Genomic DNA, 19,083 nt, shown 5'->3' on the forward strand with positions numbered 1-19,083 from the left:
GTGCTCATGGCGCCTCCGCGGGACGGAGCACGTCGTGCCTCCGCGGGACGGAGCACGTCGGCGGTGCGCCGGCTCACGAGAGCAGGTCGAGCTGCAGCGGCTCGCGCACCTCGCTGTCGGGCAGGCGGTCCAGCAGCTCGGGGCCGTTGTTGCGGACGCTGTTGACCTGCGAGGACACCGGCCGGATCTCGAAGCGCGCCACCAGCTCCGGCGAGGGCGGGACCAGCAGCGAGGTGATCCGCTCGTCCTTCGCGTCGGCGTCCGGGTCCAGCCACGACTCCCACGCGGACGGGTCGAGCACCAGCGGCATCCGGTCGTGCACCTGTGCCAGCGGCCCGACCGCCTCGGTGGTCAGGACCGACGCGGTGACCAGGCCGTCCGGGTACTGCTCGGCCAGGTCGCCGTCCTTGGGCTTCCAGAACTCCCAGATCCCGGCCATGGCCAGCGAGGCCCCGTCGGCGTAGTGGGTGAAGTAGGGCTGCTTGGTCGGCTTGCCCTTCTTCCCGTCGGCGTCGGGCACGGCGTCGCGGCGCTGCCACTCGTACCAGCCGTCGGCCGGGAACAGGCAACGCCGCGAGGCCAGCGCGCGCCGGAACGAGGGCTTCTCGGCGGCGGTCTCGGAGCGGGCGTTGACCATCCGCGCACCGGCGGAGGGGTCCTTGGACCAGAACGGGACCAGGCCCCAGCGGACCGTGCGCAGCGTCCGCTCGGTGGAGTCCGGGTCCTGGTTGCCGTCGTCGTCGCGCGGGTGGCGCTCGACGACGACGGTGATGTCCTTGGTCGGAGCGACGTTGTAGTCGGCGCGCGCCGAGGACTCCTCGGTGGCGTCGACGGCGTGGAACTCGTCGGCGAGATCGGTGGGCGCCTTGGTGGAGGCGTAGCGGCCGCACATGCTCCCCATCCTGGCACGACCGGGCGACCCGGTGACCTGGTCCGATCGCCCGGGCGGCCGATGGGCCATCATGACCGGGTGACCGTCCCCGCAGGTCCCCGCACCGACGTCCCCCGAACCGACAGCACCGGCGCCACCGCCGCCGGCTGGCCCGCCCCCACCGTCGACGGCCCCGTGAGCGGCACCGTCTTCGCGCCCGGCTCGAAGTCGGTGACCAGCCGCGCGCTGCTGCTCGCCGCCCTGTCCGGCGGTGACTGCGTCGTCGACGGCGTCCCGGCCAGCCGCGACACCGCGCTGATGACGGGAGCGCTGGCCGCCCTCGGCGTGCCGGTGGACGTGCACGGTGAGCAGGTCCGGATCGGCGCGCACGACGGGTTCCGCGGTGGTGGCGACGGCGCTCCGGCCGACGTCGACTGCGGTCTGGCCGGGACCGTCATGCGGTTCGTGCCGCCGGCCGCGGCCTTGGCCACGGGCGCCGTCCGGTTCGACGGCGACCCGCACGCCCGCGAACGGCCGATGGCGACGGTGCTCGGCGCGCTGCGCGACCTCGGCGTCGCCGTCACCCGCCAGGGCGAGCACGACGCGCTGCCGTTCCTGATCGACGGCACCGGGTCGGTGCGCGGCGGGACGGTGACCATCGACGCGTCGGCGTCGTCGCAGTTCGTCTCCGGGCTGCTGCTCTCCGGCGCCGGGTACGACGAGGGCGTCACCGTCCTGCACGACGGCAAGCCCGTCCCGTCGCAGCCGCACATCGACATGACGGTCGCGATGCTGCGCGCCGCGGGCGTCACCGTGGAGGACCGCAGCACCGGCGCCGGACCCGACGTCTGGCGGGTGCACCCCGGCCCGGTCGCCGTGCGGGACTGGACGATCGAGCCGGACCTGTCCAACGCCGCGGTGTTCCTGGCCGCGGCCGCCGCGACCGGGGGCACCGTCACCGTCTCCGGCTGGCCGGACGAGACCACCCAGCCCGGCGTCGAGATCCTGCCGGTACTCGAACGGTTCGGCGCGCGCGTCGAGACCGGGCCGGCCGGCGTCACCGTGACCGGGCCCGAGCACCTCGAGGGCGTCGACGTCGACCTGCACGAGGCCAGCGAGCTCGCCCCCACCGTCGCGGCGCTGGCCGCGCTCGCCCACGGCACGTCGCGGATCCGCGGCATCGCCCACATCCGCGGCCACGAGACGGACCGGATCGCGGCACTGGCCACCGAGATCACGGAGCTCGGCGGCGCGGTGACCGAGACCGAGGACGGCCTGGAGATCACCCCGAAGCCGCTGGCCGGACGTCCGGACCGGGCCTGGCGCGCCTACGCCGACCACCGGATGGCGACGGCCGGCGCGATCGTCGGGCTGCGGGTGCCCGGCGTCGTCGTCGACGACATCGGGTGCACCGACAAGACCATCCCGGACTTCCCGGGGCGCTGGTCCGCCCTGCTCACCGGATGAGCTCGCGCAGGGCACACGGATGAGCGGCAAGGCGCGCGAGTACGACGAGACCGACGTCCGGGTGCGGCCCGGGCGGCGCGGTAGCCGTCCCCGCAGCAAGCGCCGCCCCGACCACGCCGACGCCTCGCCGGCGATGGTCACCGCCGTCGACCGGGGCCGCTGGACCTGCGCGCCGGACGCCGACCCGTCGAGACCGCCGGTCACCGCCATGCGGGCCCGCGAGCTGGGCCGCACCCCGATCGTCGTCGGCGACCGGGTCGACGTCGTCGGGGACCTCTCCGGCGAGACCGACACGCTCGCCCGGATCGTGCGGGTGCACGACCGGCGCACCCTGCTGCGCCGCACCGCCGACGACACCGACGCGTTCGAGCGGGTGATCGTCGCCAACGCCGACCGGCTGATCATCGTGACGGCGGTGGCCGACCCGGTGCCGCGCTCCGGGTTCGTCGACCGCTGCCTGGTCGCCGCCTACGCCGGCGGCCTCACCCCGGTCCTGTGCCTGACCAAGTCCGACCTGACCGACCCGGCGCCGTTCGCGGCGCAGTACGCCGACCTGGACTTCCCGGTCGTCGTCACCGGACGCGACCGCGTCGAGGAGGGGCTCGCCGCGCTCGGCGCGGAGATGTCGGGGCGGGTGTGCGCGCTGGTCGGGCACTCCGGCGTCGGCAAGTCGACGCTGGTGAACGCACTCGTCCCGGAGGCCGACCAGAGCACGGGGCGGGTGTCGGGCGTCGGCAAGGGACGCCACACCACCACCGGGGCGATCGCGCTGCCGCTGGCCGACGGCTGGGTCGTCGACACCCCGGGCGTCCGCTCGTTCGGGCTCGCGCACGTCAGCGCCGACGACGTCGTCGCCGCGTTCGGTGACCTGGCCGCGGCGATCGAGGACTGTCCACGTGGATGTGGTCATCTCGGGCCGCCCGCCGATCCTGAGTGCGCATTGGACGACCTGGTGTCGGCCGGGGGTCTGGCGCCCGGCAGACTCGGTGCACTGCGCCGGATCCTCGTGGCACTGAGTGCGTAGCCTGCGGAGCCACGTGTCGATACTGCGCTGATCCGGGGCTGGTCAGGCCCTGTGCGGGAGGGGGTGTCGGAGGTGCCGCGTCGATCATGGCGCTCCCGCGGTCCCCGGTCCGGGGCGCTCCGGCTCGCGCTCGCGCTCGGTCTCGTTCTGGCCCCGGTCGCCGGCTGCGCCGCCACACCGGACACTCCCCCGCAGGCCGCCGCTCCGAACGCCCTGCCGAAGTACTACGACTCCGGGGCGCTCCTCGCCGCCGTCGCCGCCCGTCAGCGTTCCGACGGCGGCGCCCTGACCACGCTCGACGGGACCCTCGACGGCCCGTCCGGCCGTCAGGCCGTGACCGGCGACGGCGCGGTGCGGTTCGACGGCGCCGCCGTCTCCGTCCGCTTCGACCAGCGGGTCGGGCCGGAGGGCGCCACGCCGCGCACGACCGGCCTGGTCCGCACCGGCGGGCGGACGTGGGTCCGGGTGCCCGGCGCGGCAGGACGCTGGCTGGAGGTCGGCGTCGCCGAGATCCCGCCGGCCGACCGGGCCGACGCGACGCTGGCCACGAACCTCGCCGGGACGGCCGACCCGTTGTCCGGGGTGTCGCGCTACGCCGACGCGAGCCTCGTCTCCGACGCCGTCGACGAGGACGTCGACGGCGTACGGACCGTGCGCTACACGATCGTCGTCGACCTGGTCCGCGCCTCCGCCGCGGAGACCGACCCGGCGATGCGCACCCAGCTCACCAACCAGGTCAGCGGCGGGCTGACCCGGATCAGCGCCACGGTCTGGGTGGACGCCGACCAGCGCCCGGTGCGCGCCCGCGTCCGCCAGGAGCTCCCCGGCGCCGGGACGCTGGACCTCCTGGCGGGCTACCGCTCCTGGGGCACGCCGGTCAGCGTCGACCCGCCGCCCGCGGCGGGCTGACGCCCCCGCCCGGGGCTCAGGCCGAGAACGCCAGGTCCAGACCGGGTTCGGGCCACTCGCAGCGGTAGAGCCGTCCGAGCCCGGACGAGGTGACCCACGCGGTGCGCGACCCCGCCCCGGCGAAGCAGATGTTGGTGACGAACGGGTCCGGCTCGGGCGGGTGGACCTGGTCCAGCAGCGTCCCGTCCGGGGCGATGACGCTGACCGCTCCGGTGACCAGCGTGGCGACGCAGACGTTCCCGGCGCCGTCGACGGCGAGCGAGTCCAGCGCCTGGTAGCCGCCGAACCCGTGCAGCAGCCCGGACTCCCCCGGCCCGACCGGTCCGTCGATCCCGGACGGCGGGGCGAGCGTCCCGGGCCCGATGACGTCCCAGCACCAGACCCGCCCGGTGACGGTCTCAGCGACGTAGAGCCGGGTCCCGTCCGGGGAGAGCCCGACGCCGTTCGGCGTGGTCAGCGGGTGCACGACTTCGGTGATCCCGGACCCGTCGGCGCGTGCGTGGTAGAGCGCGCCGGTGTCGGTCTCGCGCTCGCGGCGCTTGCCCAGGTCGGTGAACCAGAACCCGCCGTCGGCGTCGAAGACGATGTCGTTCGGGCCGCGCAGCGGACGGCCGTCGCAGGAGGTGTAGAGGTCGGTGACGGTGCCGGCGTCCGGCCCGGTCAGCTCGACGCGCTGGATCCGGCCGCCGATGTAGTCGTCGGGCTGCGGGCCGGGTGCGGTGACGCCGTCGGGCCGGTCGATCCAGTCGAAGCCGCCGTTGTTGCAGACGTAGGCGGCGCCGTCCGGGCCGATCGCAGCGCCGTTCGGGCCGCCGCCGGTCTCCGCGACGACCTCGATCCGCCCGTCCGGGTGCACCTTCGACAGCGTCCGGCGGCGGATCTCCACCAGCAGCACCGAGCCGTCGGCGAGCGCGACCGGGCCCTCCGGGAACCCCAGGCCGCGGGTGACCTCGTGCAGGACGGGCGTCTCGGTCATGCGTCGCTCCCTCGCGGCGTCGGCAGGTCGGTCCTAGCATGCAACGGGTGATCGTCTCGGCGCACGCCGGGCGGGCACGGCACCGCCGCCGAGCAGGAGGAGCCCGATGACCGACACGGTCTTACCCGACATCGACCCGTCCCGCGTCACCACCACGATCACCGACGGCGTCGCCGACGTCCGGCTGTCCCGCCCGGAGAAGCGCAACGCGCTCGACGCCGGCATGTTCTCCGCGATCGTGCACACCGGCGAGGCGCTGCGGACCGCGCCGGGCGTGCGGGTCGTGGTGCTCTCCGGGGACGGCCCGGACTTCTGCGCCGGGCTCGACTTCGGCGCGTTCAAGGCGATGCGCTCCGGCGAGCGCATGTCGGCCTCGGTCGCGCTCCCGCCCTCCGACGGCCCGGCGCAGGCCACCGGGCAGCGCGCCGCGCACGCCTGGGCCGCGGTCGAGGTGCCGGTGATCGCCGCGGTGCAGGGGCACGCGCTCGGCGGCGGGCTGCAGATCGCGCTCGGCGCCGACATCCGGCTCGTGCACCCGGACGCGGTGCTGTCGGTGCTGGAGATCCGCTGGGGCCTGATCCCGGACATGACCGGCTCGCAGCTGCTGCCCGAGCTCGTCGGCCGCGACGTCGCCAAGGAGCTCACACTGACCGGACGCCGGGTGAGCGGCACCGAGGCCGTCGCGCTCGGACTGGGCACCCGCGTCTCCGACGACCCGCGCGCCGAGGCCCTGGCCATGGCCGCCGAGATCGCCGGGTTCAACCCGCACGCCGTCCGCGCGGCCAAGCGCCTGCTCGACGGCGCCGGACGTCAGGACCTCCGAACCGGCTTCGCCGCCGAGCAGACCGAGATCGGCGCCCTGATCGGCAGCCCGAACCAGGCCGAGGCCGTCACCGCCCGCTTCGAGCAGCGGACGCCGGTGTTCACTGACCCCGTCTGAGGGTCGGCCTCCGTGGCCCGGCCCGGTGATCGCCGGGCGGGTCCCGATCGGCGCCACCGACGGCCACGACCGGTGCCGAACCGCTGATCAGCGGCCCGTCGAACCTCGTCAATCGTGGTGACGACGGGAGGGTCGCGGGGCGCGGAGGATGGCCCGCCGGAGGTCGGCCGATGGGCACACGCACGGCACAGCGCGACGGCGAGTGGCTCGACCTCGTCGCCGACCTCCTCACGCAACCACTGACCTGTCTGCCCGACGAGAAGGTGTGCCGCCTGCTGGTCCGGACCTTCGACGCCCCCGGCTCGGTGTTCCACTTCCAGCACGGTGGCGGGCCGCTCGGCGGCCGGGTCTGGCCCCCGGAGCACTTCGCCCCCCACATCGAGGAGCAGACGCACTGGGCCGTGCACGAGTCGGACGCCCGGCACCCGCTCATGCGGTACCACCGGCTGACCGGCCTGGGGTCCTGCCTGCAGGTCGACGAGGTCCCGTCCGGCATCGCCGACCGTCGCACGGTGCGGGACTGGCGAGCGCTCGGCCGGCGGTGGGGCGGCGTGCAGGAGCAGGTGTCGATCCCCGTCCGGTTCCTGCCCAGGGACCGCCGGTGGTTCCTGCTCGGTCGCAGCGACCCGTTCACCGCCCAGGAGATGGCGACGCTGCGGCGGCTGCAGATGCTGCTCACCGGGCTGGACCACCAGGTCGGCGCGTTCGCCCGCTGGTCGGGCCCGGCCGGGAGCGCCGGCGCCGAGGCCGCGGACGCCCTGCGCCTGACGCCGCGGGAGCTCGCCGTCCTGGGCCTGCTCGCCCGGACCCTCACCGCCGCCGCGATCGGGCGCCGCCTGGGCGTCTCCGAGCGCACGGTCCAGAAGCATCTGCAGCGGATCTACGCCAAGCTCGGCGTGTCCGACCGGCTCGGTGCCGTGTGCCGGGCGCAGACGGTCGGCCTGCTCCCCGTCCCGCTCGTCCCCGCGGCCGGGAGCTGACGGTCCGGGTCAGCCCAGCTGGACCAGGAACGCGACCTCGCTCGGGGCGTACCAGGCGAGGTCGTGGTCCTCGGCCTCGCCGACGAGGAACTCCGCGTCCAGGTCACCGAGGTCGGCCTTGTCGATGGCTCCCGCGGCCTCGCCGACGGCGTGCTCGGCCTCGGGCAGGTCGACGTGCACGGCGGCGATCTTCTCCATCCCGATCGCGCCGGTGACGCGGACGGCGCCGTCGTCGAGGTCGGGGCGCAGCGTGACGTCGTCGGTGTCGGCGGCGACGACGACCCGTCGCACGGGCGTGGAGGTCTCGCCGAGGCCGATCTCCACCGAGAGCAGCCGCAGCGACGCCCGCGCGGCCTCGCTCATCGCGGCGTACTCCAGCTCCTCGTCGTCACCGGCGACGTAGGACTCGCGCAGCTTCGGGGTGAGCGCGAACGCGGTGCCGCCGAGCGGCTCGAACGTCCCGGTCGAGACCATCCGCTCGAGCATCGGCCAGGTGGCCGGAAGGTAGATCCGCACGGGCACTCCAGGTGTCGGGGGGCTGCGCTCAGGTACGGAGCGTGCCGAGCAGCTCGTCGAGGGACTCCTGCACCATCCCGGCGAGGACGTCCAGGTCCGGCATGGCGTCGCGGTCCCCGTTGAGACCGTAGTAGACACCGCCGTCGTAGCTGGTCAGACCGATCGCGACGGCCTGGCCCTTGGCCAGCGGCACGACCGGGAACATCTCCAGCATCTGCGCGCCGGCCGCGTAGAGCGGGAACTGCGGCCCGGGCACGTTCGTCACGACCAGGTTGAAGATGTGCCGCGACATGACGCTCGCCGCCCGCGCACCCAGCGCGTGCAGCGTGGGCGGGGCGAACCCGCCGATCCGCACGAGCGTGTCCGCGCCGACCGAGCGCCCGGTGTCGGTGTGCTCGCGCATGGAGTGCGAGACCTGGTGCAGGCGCACCAGCGGGCTCGGCTCGCCGACCGGCAGGTCGACCAGGAACGAGGCCACCCGGTTGCCGAGCGACCCGCCCGCCGCGGAGCTGGGCACGTCGCCCTCGCCGCGCACCGACAGCGGCACCATCGCCCGCACCGACGACGACCCGACCACCGGCTCGCCGCGGGAGAGCAGCCAGTTCCGCAGCGCGCCGGAGATCACGGCGAGGACGACGTCGTTGACGTCGCAGCCGTAGGCGCTGCGGACCTTGCGGTAGTCCTCCAGGTCGGTGCGCGCGACCGCGAACCGGCGCTGGGTGGAGATCTCGGCGTTCAGCGGCAGCCCGGGCGCGCGGCGGCTGGCGGTGCGCGCCATCGTCAGGATCTTCCCGGCGGCGCCGACGACCTTCGTCGCGGTGGCCATCGCGTCGCCGGCCGCGGCGCGGACGTTGTCCACCACCTCGCCGGGACGGGTGACGGCCTCGCCGAGCGCGTCGAGCACGAGCTGCCCGTCCGAGGGCTCCGGGCGGGGCATCCACAGCTCGTCCGGGACGTCGCGGGGCTGCGCGGAGACGTCCAGGATCACCTGACCGATGTCGATCGCGGAGATCCCGTCCACCATCGCCTGGTGGGTCTTGGTCAGCACCGCGATCCGGCCGGTCTTCCCCCGCCCGGACGGCTCCAGGTTCTCGATCAGGTACATCTCCCACAGCGGCCGGGTGTGGTCGAGCGGGCGCGACATCAGGCGCGCGACCAGGTCGGTGAGCTGGGCCTCGCTGCCCGGGTGCGGCAGCGCGGAGCGGCGCACGTGGTAGGCGATGTCGAACTCGGCGTCGTCGACCCAGACCGGGCGGGCCAGGTTGCCCGGGACGCCACGGACCTTCTGCCGGTAGCGCGGCACGAGCGCGATCCGCTGCTCGATCAGCTCGACGAGCCGGTCGTAGTCGAAGCCGCTGTTCGGGCGTCGGAAGATGGAGACCCCGCCGACGTGCATCGGGGTCGTGGACTCCTCCAGGTAGAGGAACGAGGCGTCGAGCGCGGAGAGCCGGGACGGCATGGCCGTGATCCTACGTGCGCCGTCCGGGTCCGCTCGTGGGCGTGCAAGGCTGCTCGGCGTGGCAGAGCCGACCTCCCCCAAGGACCGCTTCGTGACCGTCTACGGGCGCAAGCCGGTGCTCGAGGCGCTGTCGGACCCCGACCTGACCGTGGACAAGGTCATCCTGGCCGACACCGTCCGCGGCGGGTCCGCCCGGGAGATCTCCGACGCGTGCCGCGGACGCGGCGTCGAGCTGCAGCGGGCCAGCGCGCACCGGGTGAAGGTGCTGGCCGGCAACGGCCGCCACGACCAGGGCGTGCTCGCCGACGTCGTCGCGCCGCGGATGGCGCCGCTGCCGGTGTTCCTGTCCGACCTCGGCGAGCGGCGCGGCGCGTCGGTGCTGGTCCTGGACGCGGTGACGAACCCGTCGAACGTCGGGATGCTGCTGCGCAGCGCTACCGCCGCCGGTCTGGACGGGGTGCTGCTCCCCCGCCACGGCGTCCCGGCGATCGACCCGCTGGTGGTCAAGGCCTCGGCCGGGGTCGCGTTCAGCGCCCCGGTGCTGCGCGCGCCGACCGCCGAGCAGGGCGTGGCGCAGCTGCGCGAGGCCGGTTTCGCCGTGTACGGCCTGGCCGCCGGGGGCGAGTCGCTGATGGACGCCGAGCTGGGCCACCGGGTGGCGCTGGTGCTGGGCAACGAGACCGACGGGCTCACCGACGCCGTCGCCGCGCAGTGCGACGGGATCCTGTCGATCCCGATGTTCGGCGGGGTGGAGAGCCTCAACGTCGCCAGCGCCGGCGCCGTCGCGGCCTACGAGCTGCTGCGCCGCCGCTGACGCCCGTCCGGCGGGTCGGCGCGGGCCGCGCGCCGACCTAGGGTGGGGCCATGGTGCAGCGCAGGTTCCCCCGCCCGTCCGATCTGGCGCCGCTGCTGCGGCCGGCCCCGTTCCTCCGCGACGCCGCCGAACGACGGCTGGCTCGCGCGACGAGCATCCACGACCTGCGCGAGATCGCGCGGCGGCGCACCCCGCGCGCGGTGTTCGACTACACCGACGGCGCAGCCGAGGACGAGCGCAGCCTGAACCGCGCCCGGCAGGTGTGGGGATCGGTCGAGTTCACCCCGTCGGTGCTGCGCGACGTGTCCTCGGTCGAGCTCTCCCGCGACATCCTCGGGAAGCGCTCGGCGCTGCCGTTCGCGCTGGCCCCGACCGGTTTCACCCGGATGATGGGGACCGAGGGCGAGCGCGCGGTCGCCCCCGTCGCCCGCGACGCGGGCATCCCCTACGCCCTGTCCACGATGGGGACGACGACGATCGAGGACACCGCCGCGGCCGCGCCGGACGGGCGGCACTGGTTCCAGCTCTACCTCTGGCGCGACCGCAGCGTGGCCAAGGACCTGGTGGCCCGCGCCGAGGCGGCCGGCTACGACACGCTGATGCTGACCGTCGACACCCCGGTCGGCGGCAACCGGCGCCGCGACGTGCACAACGGCCTGTCCGTGCCGCCCGCGCTGAGCCTCAAGACGTTCCTCGACGGCGCCCGGCACCCGCACTGGTGGTTCGACCTGCTCACCACCGAGCCGCTGACGTTCGCCAGCCTCGAGTCGAGCGACGGCACCGTCGCCGACCTGATCAACCGGGTGTTCGACCCCGCGCTGACCATGGACGACGTGACCTGGCTGCGCGACACCTGGCCGGGCAAGCTCGTCGTCAAGGGCATCCAGAGCGTCGAGGACGCGCGGCGGGTCACCGACGCGGGCGCGGACGCCGTCCTGCTGTCCAACCACGGCGGCCGCCAGCTCGACCGGGCACCGGTCCCGGCGGAGCTGATCGAGCCGGTCGTGCAGGAGCTCGGCGACGAGGCCGAGGTGCTCGTCGACACCGGGATCATGCACGGCGGCGACGTCGTCGCGGCCCTCGCGCTCGGAGCGCGGGCCGCGCTGGTCGGGCGCGCCTACCTCTACGGCCTGATGGCCGGCGGGCAGCTCGGGGTGCGGCGCAGCGTCGAGATCCTCACCGCCGAGATCGAGCGGACGATGCAGCTGATCGGCGTCACGAGGGTCGACGACCTCCGTCCGCAGCACGCGCGCCTCCGCCCGATCGGGTGACGTCCCCGGGCTGCAGGGGGTTGACGGAGGGGCCACTATGGCCCGCATGGGTTTCCTGGACAAGGCCAAGGACCTGCTCGGCCAGCACGACGACAAGGTCGATCAGGGTCTGAACAAGATCGGTGACGCGGCGAAGACGAAGTTCGCCGGTCACGACGCACACATCGACAAGGCGACGGAGTTCGCCCGCGGCCGGACCGGTGAGGGTGACACCACGCAGCAGGCCGGGCCGCCGCCCGGCGAGGGCCAGCCGGGGCAGCAGCCGGGGCAGGCGCCCCCGCCGCCGCCCCCGGGTCAGGCTCCGCCGCCCCCGCCGCAGCAGTAGGCACACCCACGCCACCGGCGTGACCACCGACGGCGCCGTCCGCATCCGCGGGCGGCGCCGTCGTCGTGTGCAGGGGCGCGACCGGATGCCCGAGGGGTCCCCTCGCCCGCCGTCGCGACCCGAGGGGTCCCCTCGCGACGGGCAGAACGGACGTCAGGCCGGGTCGGCGGGGACCCCGAGCAGCGTCTCCAGCTCGGCGAGCGTGGTGTAGGCGTCGTCGTGGTGGACACCGATCGCCCCGGCGGCCGCGGCGCCGCGGACGTTGACCGGGATGTCGTCGACCACCACGCAGCGCTCCGGCGGGACGCCGAGCTCCGCCGCGGCGGCCGCGAACGACTCCGGTGACGGCTTGCGGGCCCCGCGCACGGCGCCGAGCAGCACCAGGTCGAACACCTCGTGACACTCGTCCGGCACGGCGTGCCCGCCGGAGAACACCGCCGTCCGGATCCCGGCCGCCCGGGCGCGGCGCGCGTACTCCAGGACCAGCGGCCCCTCGTCCAGCACGCCGCCGTAGTCCACGATCAGCCCACTCGGGGTCTCCTGTTCCGGCACGTCCCGCACGCTAGCGGTACGAACGCCCGCTCAGTCCAGGGCGCGGCGCAGGAACCCGCGGATGCCCAGCAGCGTGAACAGCGCGATCGCGGCCACCGGGACGACGACGCAGACCCACAGCGGCATGTGCGGCACGGCCGGCACCAGCGAGGCCCGGATCCCCTCACTGACGTAGGTCAGCGGGTTCAGCGCGGAGAGCACCTGGAACCAGCGCAGGTCCGACAGCGTCGGCCACGGGTACTGCACCGAGCCGGTGAACAGCAGCGGCGTGAAGATCACCGCGAAAAGGATGTTGATCCGCCGCGGCGGCACGGCGGTGCCGATCGTCAGGCCCATCGCCCCGCCGAGCAGCGCACCCAGCACGACCATCAGGAACGCCGGGAGCAGCCCGGACGCCGGCCAGTCCACGTGCACCATGACCACGCCGATCGGCACCATCAGCAGGCTGGCCAGCAGCCCCCGTCCGGCGGCGAACACGACCTTCTCCACCGCGACGGCCCACACCGGCATCGGGGCGAGCAGCCGGTCGTCGATCTCCCGGGTCCAGGACAGCTCGAACACCAGCGGCAGCGTGACGGCCTGCAGCGCACCGAACATCGCGTTCAGCGCGATCAGGCCGGGCAGCATGATCGAGCCGTACTCGGGCGAGACCAGCCCGGTCCGCCCGAGCACGGTGACGAACACCAGCAGGAAGAAGAACGGCTGGATCAGCGTCTGGGCCAGGAACGAGGGCAGCTCCCGGACGGTGACGTAGAGATCGCGCCGCAGCACGGCCAGGAAGGCCAGGCCCGGGCGCGGTGGCGCCGTCGTCACCCCCGGGGTGGACGGGGCCGGGCCCGGCGCGGTGCGGGTGGTCGGCTGCGCGGTCATCGCAGGTCCCTTCCGGTGAGCGAGATGAACACGTCCTCCAGCGTCGGCGTGCCCAGCGAGACGTCCCGCACGGACGCACCGTGGCGTCCCGCCGTCTCGACGACGGGCGCGAGCAGCATGGACGGGTCGGCCGAGACGTAGAGGCGCAGGCGGACCCCGGCGGCGTCACCGGACCCGGGCAGCGCCTCGGCCCGCTCGACCTCGGGCAGCTCCCGCAGGGCCGTGAGCAGCGGGTCTGCACCCTCGCCGCCGGGCAGGACGGTGAGCTCCACGGTGGCCTCGCCCGGCAGCGAGCGGATCAGCCCGTCCGGGGTGTCGAGGGCGAGGAGCTTGCCGTGGTCGACGATGCCGACGCGGTCCGAGAGCTTGTGCGCCTCGTCCATGTCGTGCGTGGTCAGGACGACCGTGACGCCCTCGTCGCGCAGGGTCGCGATCTGGTCGTGGACGAACAGCCGGGCCTGCGGGTCCAGCCCGGTGGAGGGCTCGTCGAGGAACAGCACCTCCGGGCGGTGCATCAGCCCGCGGGCGATCATCACCCGCTGCGCCTGCCCGCCGGAGAGGTTGTCGCTGATCGACTTCGCCTTGTCGGCCAGTCCCATCCGCTCCAGCAGCTCGTCGGCGCGGGCGTTGCGCTCGGCGCGCCCGACACCGTGGTACGCGGCGTGGAAGCGCAGGTTGTCCCGCACGGTCAGCGACCGGTCCAGGTTCACCCGCTGCGGCACCACCGCCAGCTTCGCGCACACGGCGACGGCGTCGGCGCTCACGTCGAGCCCCGCCACCCGGGCGGAACCCGAGGTCGGTACGACCCGCGTGGTCAGCACGCCGACGGTGGTCGTCTTGCCGGCACCGTTCGGCCCGAGCAGGCCGAAGACCTCGCCCTCCCCCACGGTGAACGAGAGACCGTCGACGGCGTTGCCGGACGCCTTCGGGTAGTGCTTGACGAGGTCGGTGACCTCGACGGCGACGCTGCTCATCGCTCCGCTCCCTTCCCTGTGGGCTCGTCCCCGGCGGCGTGACGCCCCGGACCGGATCCCGAATCCTGGCTCACCGCGGCCAGCACCGCGACGAGGTATTCCCGGATGATCGGCTCGTGCTCCGGCGGCGGCTGCGGCATCTGCGCCCGGAACGTGGCCGCGACCTCGGTGAACACCGTCCTCAGGTGCGTCCGGCCGTCGTCGGTGATCCAGAGCCGGACGATGCGACGGTCCGAGGTGTCGCGCTCGCGCCCGATCCGGCCCTCCTGCTCGAGGGTGTCCAGCACCGGTGTCAGTGTCGCCGGGGTGACGCCGACCCGCCCGGCGAGCTCGCGCTGGGACAGTCCCTCGGCGTGCGCCAGGGCGCCCAGCACACCGATCGCGGTGCCGGTCACGCCGTGCCGGGCGACGCTGCGGCGGTAGTAGCTCTGCATCGCCCCGCCCACCCACGAGACGAGCTTGCCCAGCGGCATGTGTTCCGGCCGGGACTCGAAGAAGGGGTCGCTCACGGCGCAGACCGTACGTCTCCGAACGATTCGTCGCACTATCGTATGGTGACGAACTATCGCGGATCGGCGGCCGGCGACGGCCGGGGAGCGACGCTGGACCGGTGACCGTCGCACCCCTGACCCGCGTCCCGGCCGAGCCCGTCGCGGACCCGCCGAACCTGGCTCCGGCACCGGTCCCCCGGGTTCCGGGACCGCCTCCCGCTCCCCGGCCGCCGCGGCTGCGGGCGCCCGGGCACGAGCCGGAACCGCTCGCCGTCGGCGCCGTGCACCCACGCCGTCACGTCTGGTCCCGGGAGTGCACGGGGTCGCCCGCCGCCGGCACCGGCACCGCTCCCGGCCGGGACTCCGGCCCGGCGGGCGGGCCCGGCGGCCCGGTCCCGAAGGCCGGTGCGGCAGCGGACGGTCCGCCACCGCACGCGCGGGCCGGAGCCCTGGTCCGGTCGATGCTCGAGGTACTGGCCGGACGACGGCAGCCGGGGCAGCTCGCCGCCGCCGTCACCCCGGAGGTGCTGCGCTACCTGGGCGCGAGCCGGCCGTCGACGGTGCGGGCGGTCGCGCCCGGCCGGGTGCACGTCGCGCAGCCGCACCCGGGCGCGGCCGAGGTGGTGACGGTGTGCCGGGTCGGTGACCGCATCCGTGCGCTGACCCTGCGCCTGGATGTCGTCCCCGCCGGTCGCACCGCCGCCCGGCAGGGCCGGGGCACCACGGCCACGGCCCGGCAGGACACCTGGGTGTGCACGGCCGTGCGCCTGATCTGACCCTCCGGCACCGGGACGACGACGCCGCCCCGGACCGTGGCCCGGGGCGGCGTCGTGGGTCGTCGTCGAACGGCTCAGCGCCGGCGGCGGTTCGCCTTCTCCGCGGCCCGCTGCTGGCGGCGACGCTCGGCGCGGTTGACGCTCGCGTCGCCGTCGGCGGCGCTCGCCCCGCCGGCGCCGTTGGCTCCGGCCCCGGTGGAGCCGTTGCCGGCCGCGCGGCCGTTCCCGTTCGCGGCGGCCTCGCCGCGGCGGGCGACGTCGCCGTCCTCGGTCGGGCCGCTGTACTGCAGGTTCTGCGGCGGCCCGGAACGGAACAGGTTCGGCAGGACGGTCGTCTGCTCGTTCGGGTCCTCGTCCGGCACCCGGCGGCGGGCGCCACCGATCGGCGGACGGGCCGGGATGACCGGGATCTCGGTGGTGTCGTCCTCCCGCGGCGGCCCGGGGGCCTCGGCCACGGCGGCCGCGCCGTCGGCGGCGGGTTCCACCGGCTCCTGCTCGGCCACCTGCACGGTGACGTTGAACAGGTGCCCGATCGTCTCCTCCTTGATGCCCTCGAGCATCGCGGCGAACATGTCGAAGCCCTCGCGCTGGTACTCGATCACCGGGTCGCGCTGGGCCATCGCGCGCAGCCCGATGCCCTCCTTGAGGTAGTCCATCTCGTAGAGGTGCTCGCGCCACTTGCGGTCGATGACCTGCATCAGGACCTGGCGCTCGAGCTCGCGCATCCCGCCCTGGGCTCCGATGAGGGCGTCGATCTCGGCCTCGCGGCGGGCGTAGGCGGCCTCGGCGTCGTCGAGGATCGCCTTCTCCAGCGCCTCCGCGGAGAGCTCCTCGAGCCCGTCCTCGGAGTCGGCGATCTCCCGCCAGCCCACCGAGACCGGGTAGAGGCCGCCGATCGCGGTCCAGAGCTTGTCGAGGTCCCAGTCCTCGGAGTAGCCCTCGGACGTGGCGCCCTGGACGTAGCCGTGGATCACGTCGGCCAGCATGTTGCGCGTCTGGCTCTGGACGTCCTCGCCGTCGAGGACCCGGCGGCGCTCGTCGTAGATGATCTTGCGCTGCTGGTTGAGGACCTCGTCGTACTTGAGGACGTTCTTGCGGATCTCGAAGTTCTGCTGCTCGACCTGGGTCTGCGCGCTGCGGATCGCGCGGGTGACCATGCCGGCCTCGATCGGCACGTCGTCCGGGAGGTTGAACCGGTTCATGATCGACTCGACGACCTGGCCGTTGAACCGGCGCATCAGCTCGTCGCCGAGCGAGAGGTAGAACCGGGACTCGCCCGGGTCGCCCTGACGCCCGGACCGGCCGCGCAGCTGGTTGTCGATCCGCCGTGACTCGTGCCGTTCGGTGCCCAGGACGTAGAGACCGCCCGCGGACTTGACCTCCTCGGCCTCGGCCTGGACCTGCTTGCGCATCCGGGACAGGACCGCGTCCCAGGCCTGCTCGTACTCCTCGCGGGTCTCCACCGGGTCCAGGCCCTGGCTGCGCAGCTCCAGGTCGGCCAGGAACTCGGGGTTGCCGCCGAGCATGATGTCGGTACCGCGACCGGCCATGTTCGTGGCCACCGTGACCGACCCGGCGTGCCCGGCCTGGGCGATGATCGTCGCCTCGCGCGCGTGGTTCTTCGCGTTCAGGACCTCGTGCGGGATGGCGCGCTTGAGCAACAGCTGCGCCAGGTACTCCGACTTCTCGACGCTCGTCGTACCGACGAGCACCGGCTGGCCCGCCCGGTGCTTCTCGGCGATCTCGTCGGCGAGCGCCTCGAACTTGGCGGGCTCGGTCTTGTAGATCAGGTCCGGCTGGTCCTGACGGACCATGTCCTTGTTCGTGGGGATCGTGACCACGGACATCTTGTAGATCTCGTTGAGCTCGGAGGCCTCGGTCTGGGCCGTACCGGTCATCCCCGAGAGCTTGTCGTAGAGCCGGAAGAAGTTCTGCAGGGTGATCGTGGCCAGCGTCTGGTTCTCCGCCTTGACCTCGACGTTCTCCTTGGCCTCGATGGCCTGGTGCATGCCCTCGTTGTAGCGGCGCCCGGCCAGCACGCGGCCGGTGAACTCGTCGACGATCAGGACCTCACCGTCGTTGACGATGTAGTCCTTGTCCTTCTTGAACAGCTCCTTGGCCTTGACGGCGTTGTTCAGGTAGCCGACCAGCGGGGTGTTCGCGGACTCGTAGAGGTTGTCGATGCCGAGCTGGTCCTCGACGAGGGTGACGCCGTCCTCGGTGATGCCGACCATGCGCTTGCGCTCGTCGACCTCGTAGTGGATGTCCTTGGTCAGCATCGGGGCGAGCCGCGCGAACTCCTGGTACCAGCGGGCGCTCTGCTCGGCCGGGCCGGAGATGATCAGCGGGGTCCGCGCCTCGTCGATCAGGATCGAGTCCGCCTCGTCGACGATGGCGAAGTTGTGCCCGCGCTGGACCATGTCCACGGCGTTCCACGCCATGTTGTCGCGCAGGTAGTCGAAGCCGAACTCGTTGTTCGTGCCGTAGGTGATGTCCGCGGCGTACTGCTCGCGCCGCGTGGCCGGCGTCATCTCGGCCAGGATCACCCCGACCGTGAGACCCAGCCAGCGGTGGATCCGGCCCATGGTCTCGGAGTCGCGCTTGGCCAGGTAGTCGTTCGTCGTGACGACGTGGACGCCCTTGCCGGAGATCGCGTTGAGATAGCTCGGGAGCACCGAGGTCAGCGTCTTGCCCTCACCGGTGCGCATCTCGGCGACGTTGCCCAGGTGCAGGGCGGCGCCACCCATCAGCTGCACGGTGAAGGGGCGCTGGCCCAGCGTGCGCTGGGCGGCCTCGCGGACGACGGCGAAGGCCTCGGGCAGCAGGTCGTCGAGCGACTCGCCCTCGCCCTCGGCGTGCCGGGAGCGGAACTCGGCCGTCTTGGCCTGCAGCTCGGCGTCGGACAACGCCTGGATCTCCGGCTCGAGCGTGTCGATGTGGGCGGCGATCTTGCCGAGCCGTTTCACCAGCTTGGTCTCGCCGGCTCGGAGGAGACGACTCAGGAAGGGCACTGCACGACCTCATTCACGATCGCGGTCAGGTCATCGCAGGCAGCGTCGGCGACGCGCTGACGCGGTACCGCGACACCACCTTCCCGTCATGGTACGCAGCCCCCGCGACGGGACCGGCCGGAACGTCGCACCGGGAGACCGTGACGCCCCGTGGGCGGTGGGGGGCGGGGCGTGACCGACCCCCCACCGCACGGGGTCAGCCGTTCAGCCGGATGACGCCGTAGTCGTAACCCTTCCGCCGGTAGACCACCGACGGAAGGCCGGACTCGGCGTCGGCGAAGAGATAGAAGTCGTGCCCGACGAGCTCCATCCGCGACAGCGCCTCGTCCACCGACATCGGCCGGGCGTCGTGCACCTTGTCCCGGACGATCCGGCCGGGCCGGTACTCGTCGTCGAGGTGCTCGGCGTGCCCCCGGGGCCCGGGCACCAGGTCCTCGAGCGGGGGAGCCTCCTCGAGCAGGGCGGTACCGCCCGGCGTGGCCGCGGCGCGGCCGGCGAGCACCTTGTCCCGGCGGCTGGGCTTGCGGCGGTCGTGCGAGCGGCTCAGGCGGCTCGCGAGCTTGCCGACGGCGAGGTCGAGCGCGGCGTAGAAGTCACCGGCGACAGCCTCGGCGCGGGCGACGGCACCGCACCCGCCGCGTCCGGTGATCTCGAGTCTCTGGCAGCTCTTCTGCTGGCGGGGGTTCGGCTCGTGGAAGAGCTCGACCTCCATCCCGACGATCTTGTGGTCGTAGCGTTCGAGGCGGCTGAGCTTCTCCTCGACATGGCCACGGAAATGATCCGGTACCTCAACGTTCCGGCCGGTTACGGTGATCTCCACGCGGACATCCCTCGCTCTCGTGCAGCGGTCGCAGGTC

Annotated in this window: 19 protein-coding genes; 9 read left to right on the forward strand and 10 right to left on the reverse strand. The window is 73.7% G+C overall.

Annotated elements, in window-relative coordinates:
* Positions 1–73: 73 nt before the first annotated feature.
* Positions 74–892: an SOS response-associated peptidase gene (locus EV383_RS25055; RefSeq protein WP_130292205.1), complete on the reverse strand. Its 819-nt coding sequence runs from the start codon at positions 890–892 to the stop codon at positions 74–76.
* A gap of 174 nt (positions 893–1,066) precedes the next feature.
* Here EV383_RS25055 and aroA point away from each other — a divergent pair, with 174 nt between their 5' ends.
* The 3 genes from aroA to EV383_RS25070 all read left to right on the forward strand — a co-directional run bounded on the left by aroA (position 1,067) and on the right by EV383_RS25070 (position 4,271).
* Positions 1,067–2,338: a 3-phosphoshikimate 1-carboxyvinyltransferase gene (aroA, locus tag EV383_RS25060; RefSeq protein ID WP_242623509.1), complete on the forward strand. Its 1,272-nt coding sequence runs from the start codon at positions 1,067–1,069 to the stop codon at positions 2,336–2,338.
* A 19-nt stretch (positions 2,339–2,357) separates the two neighbouring features.
* Positions 2,358–3,362, forward strand: coding sequence for a ribosome small subunit-dependent GTPase A (gene rsgA / locus EV383_RS25065; protein ID WP_130292207.1), 1,005 nt, complete (start codon positions 2,358–2,360; stop codon positions 3,360–3,362).
* 72 nt (positions 3,363–3,434) lie between these two features.
* A complete protein-coding gene (locus tag EV383_RS25070; protein WP_130292208.1) occupies positions 3,435–4,271 on the forward strand; it encodes an SCO4651 family lipoprotein in 837 nt (278 codons plus the stop codon).
* Positions 4,272–4,287: 16 nt separating this feature from the next.
* On the opposite strand, the gene EV383_RS25075 is transcribed toward EV383_RS25070, so the two are convergent.
* The gene (locus EV383_RS25075; protein WP_207223652.1) at positions 4,288–5,247 is read right to left on the reverse strand and encodes an SMP-30/gluconolactonase/LRE family protein; all 960 of its coding nucleotides are present in this window, start codon (positions 5,245–5,247) and stop codon (positions 4,288–4,290) included.
* A 106-nt stretch (positions 5,248–5,353) separates the two neighbouring features.
* Between EV383_RS25075 and EV383_RS25080 the strand changes: the two genes are divergently transcribed.
* Both EV383_RS25080 and EV383_RS25085 read left to right on the forward strand, forming a co-directional pair.
* Complete coding sequence (locus tag EV383_RS25080; RefSeq protein ID WP_130292209.1) at positions 5,354–6,187, forward strand: crotonase/enoyl-CoA hydratase family protein; 834 nt, start codon at positions 5,354–5,356, stop codon at positions 6,185–6,187.
* 170 nt (positions 6,188–6,357) lie between these two features.
* On the forward strand, positions 6,358–7,167 hold the full coding sequence (locus EV383_RS25085) for a helix-turn-helix transcriptional regulator (protein ID WP_207223653.1): 810 nt from the start codon (positions 6,358–6,360) through the stop codon (positions 7,165–7,167).
* 9 nt (positions 7,168–7,176) lie between these two features.
* Here the strand turns inward: EV383_RS25085 and EV383_RS25090 are convergent, their stop codons facing one another.
* On the reverse strand, positions 7,177–7,683 hold the full coding sequence (locus EV383_RS25090) for a DUF6912 family protein (RefSeq protein ID WP_130292210.1): 507 nt from the start codon (positions 7,681–7,683) through the stop codon (positions 7,177–7,179).
* 28 nt (positions 7,684–7,711) lie between these two features.
* Positions 7,712–9,142 (reverse strand): WS/DGAT/MGAT family O-acyltransferase, encoded by a 1,431-nt coding sequence (locus tag EV383_RS25095; RefSeq protein ID WP_130292211.1) that lies wholly within the window; start codon positions 9,140–9,142, stop codon positions 7,712–7,714.
* Between EV383_RS25095 and EV383_RS25100 the strand changes: the two genes are divergently transcribed.
* Genes EV383_RS25100 through EV383_RS25110 form a run of 3 tightly spaced genes read left to right on the forward strand, consistent with a single transcriptional unit; the run spans position 9,141 to position 11,552 of the window.
* Entirely contained in the window at positions 9,141–9,956 is an 816-nt protein-coding gene (locus EV383_RS25100; RefSeq protein ID WP_130292212.1) for a TrmH family RNA methyltransferase, read from the forward strand. The two genes, EV383_RS25095 and EV383_RS25100, sit on opposite strands and share 2 nt — an antisense overlap.
* Positions 9,957–10,006: 50 nt before the next feature.
* Positions 10,007–11,227: an alpha-hydroxy acid oxidase gene (locus tag EV383_RS25105; RefSeq protein WP_130292213.1), complete on the forward strand. Its 1,221-nt coding sequence runs from the start codon at positions 10,007–10,009 to the stop codon at positions 11,225–11,227.
* Between the two features lie 46 nt (positions 11,228–11,273).
* Positions 11,274–11,552: an antitoxin gene (locus tag EV383_RS25110; protein WP_130292214.1), complete on the forward strand. Its 279-nt coding sequence runs from the start codon at positions 11,274–11,276 to the stop codon at positions 11,550–11,552.
* Between the two features lie 153 nt (positions 11,553–11,705).
* Here EV383_RS25110 and EV383_RS25115 read toward each other — a convergent pair whose 3' ends face one another.
* From EV383_RS25115 to EV383_RS25130, 4 genes are read right to left on the reverse strand one after another with little or no spacing between them, the layout of a single operon-like run.
* The gene (locus EV383_RS25115; protein ID WP_207223654.1) at positions 11,706–12,104 is read right to left on the reverse strand and encodes an HAD-IA family hydrolase; all 399 of its coding nucleotides are present in this window, start codon (positions 12,102–12,104) and stop codon (positions 11,706–11,708) included.
* 30 nt (positions 12,105–12,134) lie between these two features.
* A complete protein-coding gene (locus EV383_RS25120) occupies positions 12,135–12,974 on the reverse strand; it encodes an ABC transporter permease (RefSeq protein WP_130292216.1) in 840 nt (279 codons plus the stop codon).
* Positions 12,971–13,948 (reverse strand): ABC transporter ATP-binding protein, encoded by a 978-nt coding sequence (locus EV383_RS25125; RefSeq protein ID WP_130292217.1) that lies wholly within the window; start codon positions 13,946–13,948, stop codon positions 12,971–12,973. Before EV383_RS25125 ends, EV383_RS25120 begins: the two co-directional genes overlap by 4 nt.
* Positions 13,945–14,457 carry a MarR family winged helix-turn-helix transcriptional regulator gene (locus EV383_RS25130; protein ID WP_130292218.1) on the reverse strand — a complete coding sequence of 171 codons (513 nt, stop codon included), beginning with the start codon at positions 14,455–14,457 and terminating at the stop codon, positions 13,945–13,947. Before EV383_RS25130 ends, EV383_RS25125 begins: the two co-directional genes overlap by 4 nt.
* 101 nt (positions 14,458–14,558) lie before the next feature.
* On the opposite strand from EV383_RS25130, the gene EV383_RS25135 reads away from it, so the two are divergent.
* Positions 14,559–15,215, forward strand: coding sequence for an Rv3235 family protein (locus EV383_RS25135; RefSeq protein WP_130292219.1), 657 nt, complete (start codon positions 14,559–14,561; stop codon positions 15,213–15,215).
* 74 nt (positions 15,216–15,289) lie between these two features.
* On the opposite strand, the gene secA is transcribed toward EV383_RS25135, so the two are convergent.
* Positions 15,290–18,226, reverse strand: a complete 2,937-nt coding sequence (secA, locus tag EV383_RS25140) for a preprotein translocase subunit SecA (RefSeq protein WP_130292220.1) — start codon at positions 18,224–18,226, stop codon at positions 15,290–15,292.
* Between the two features lie 196 nt (positions 18,227–18,422).
* On the reverse strand, positions 18,423–19,046 hold the full coding sequence (gene hpf / locus EV383_RS25145; RefSeq protein WP_130292221.1) for a ribosome hibernation-promoting factor, HPF/YfiA family: 624 nt from the start codon (positions 19,044–19,046) through the stop codon (positions 18,423–18,425).
* Positions 19,047–19,083 lie beyond the last annotated feature (37 nt).

Source organism: Pseudonocardia sediminis (assembly GCF_004217185.1).
GTDB lineage: Bacteria > Actinomycetota > Actinomycetes > Mycobacteriales > Pseudonocardiaceae > Pseudonocardia > Pseudonocardia sediminis.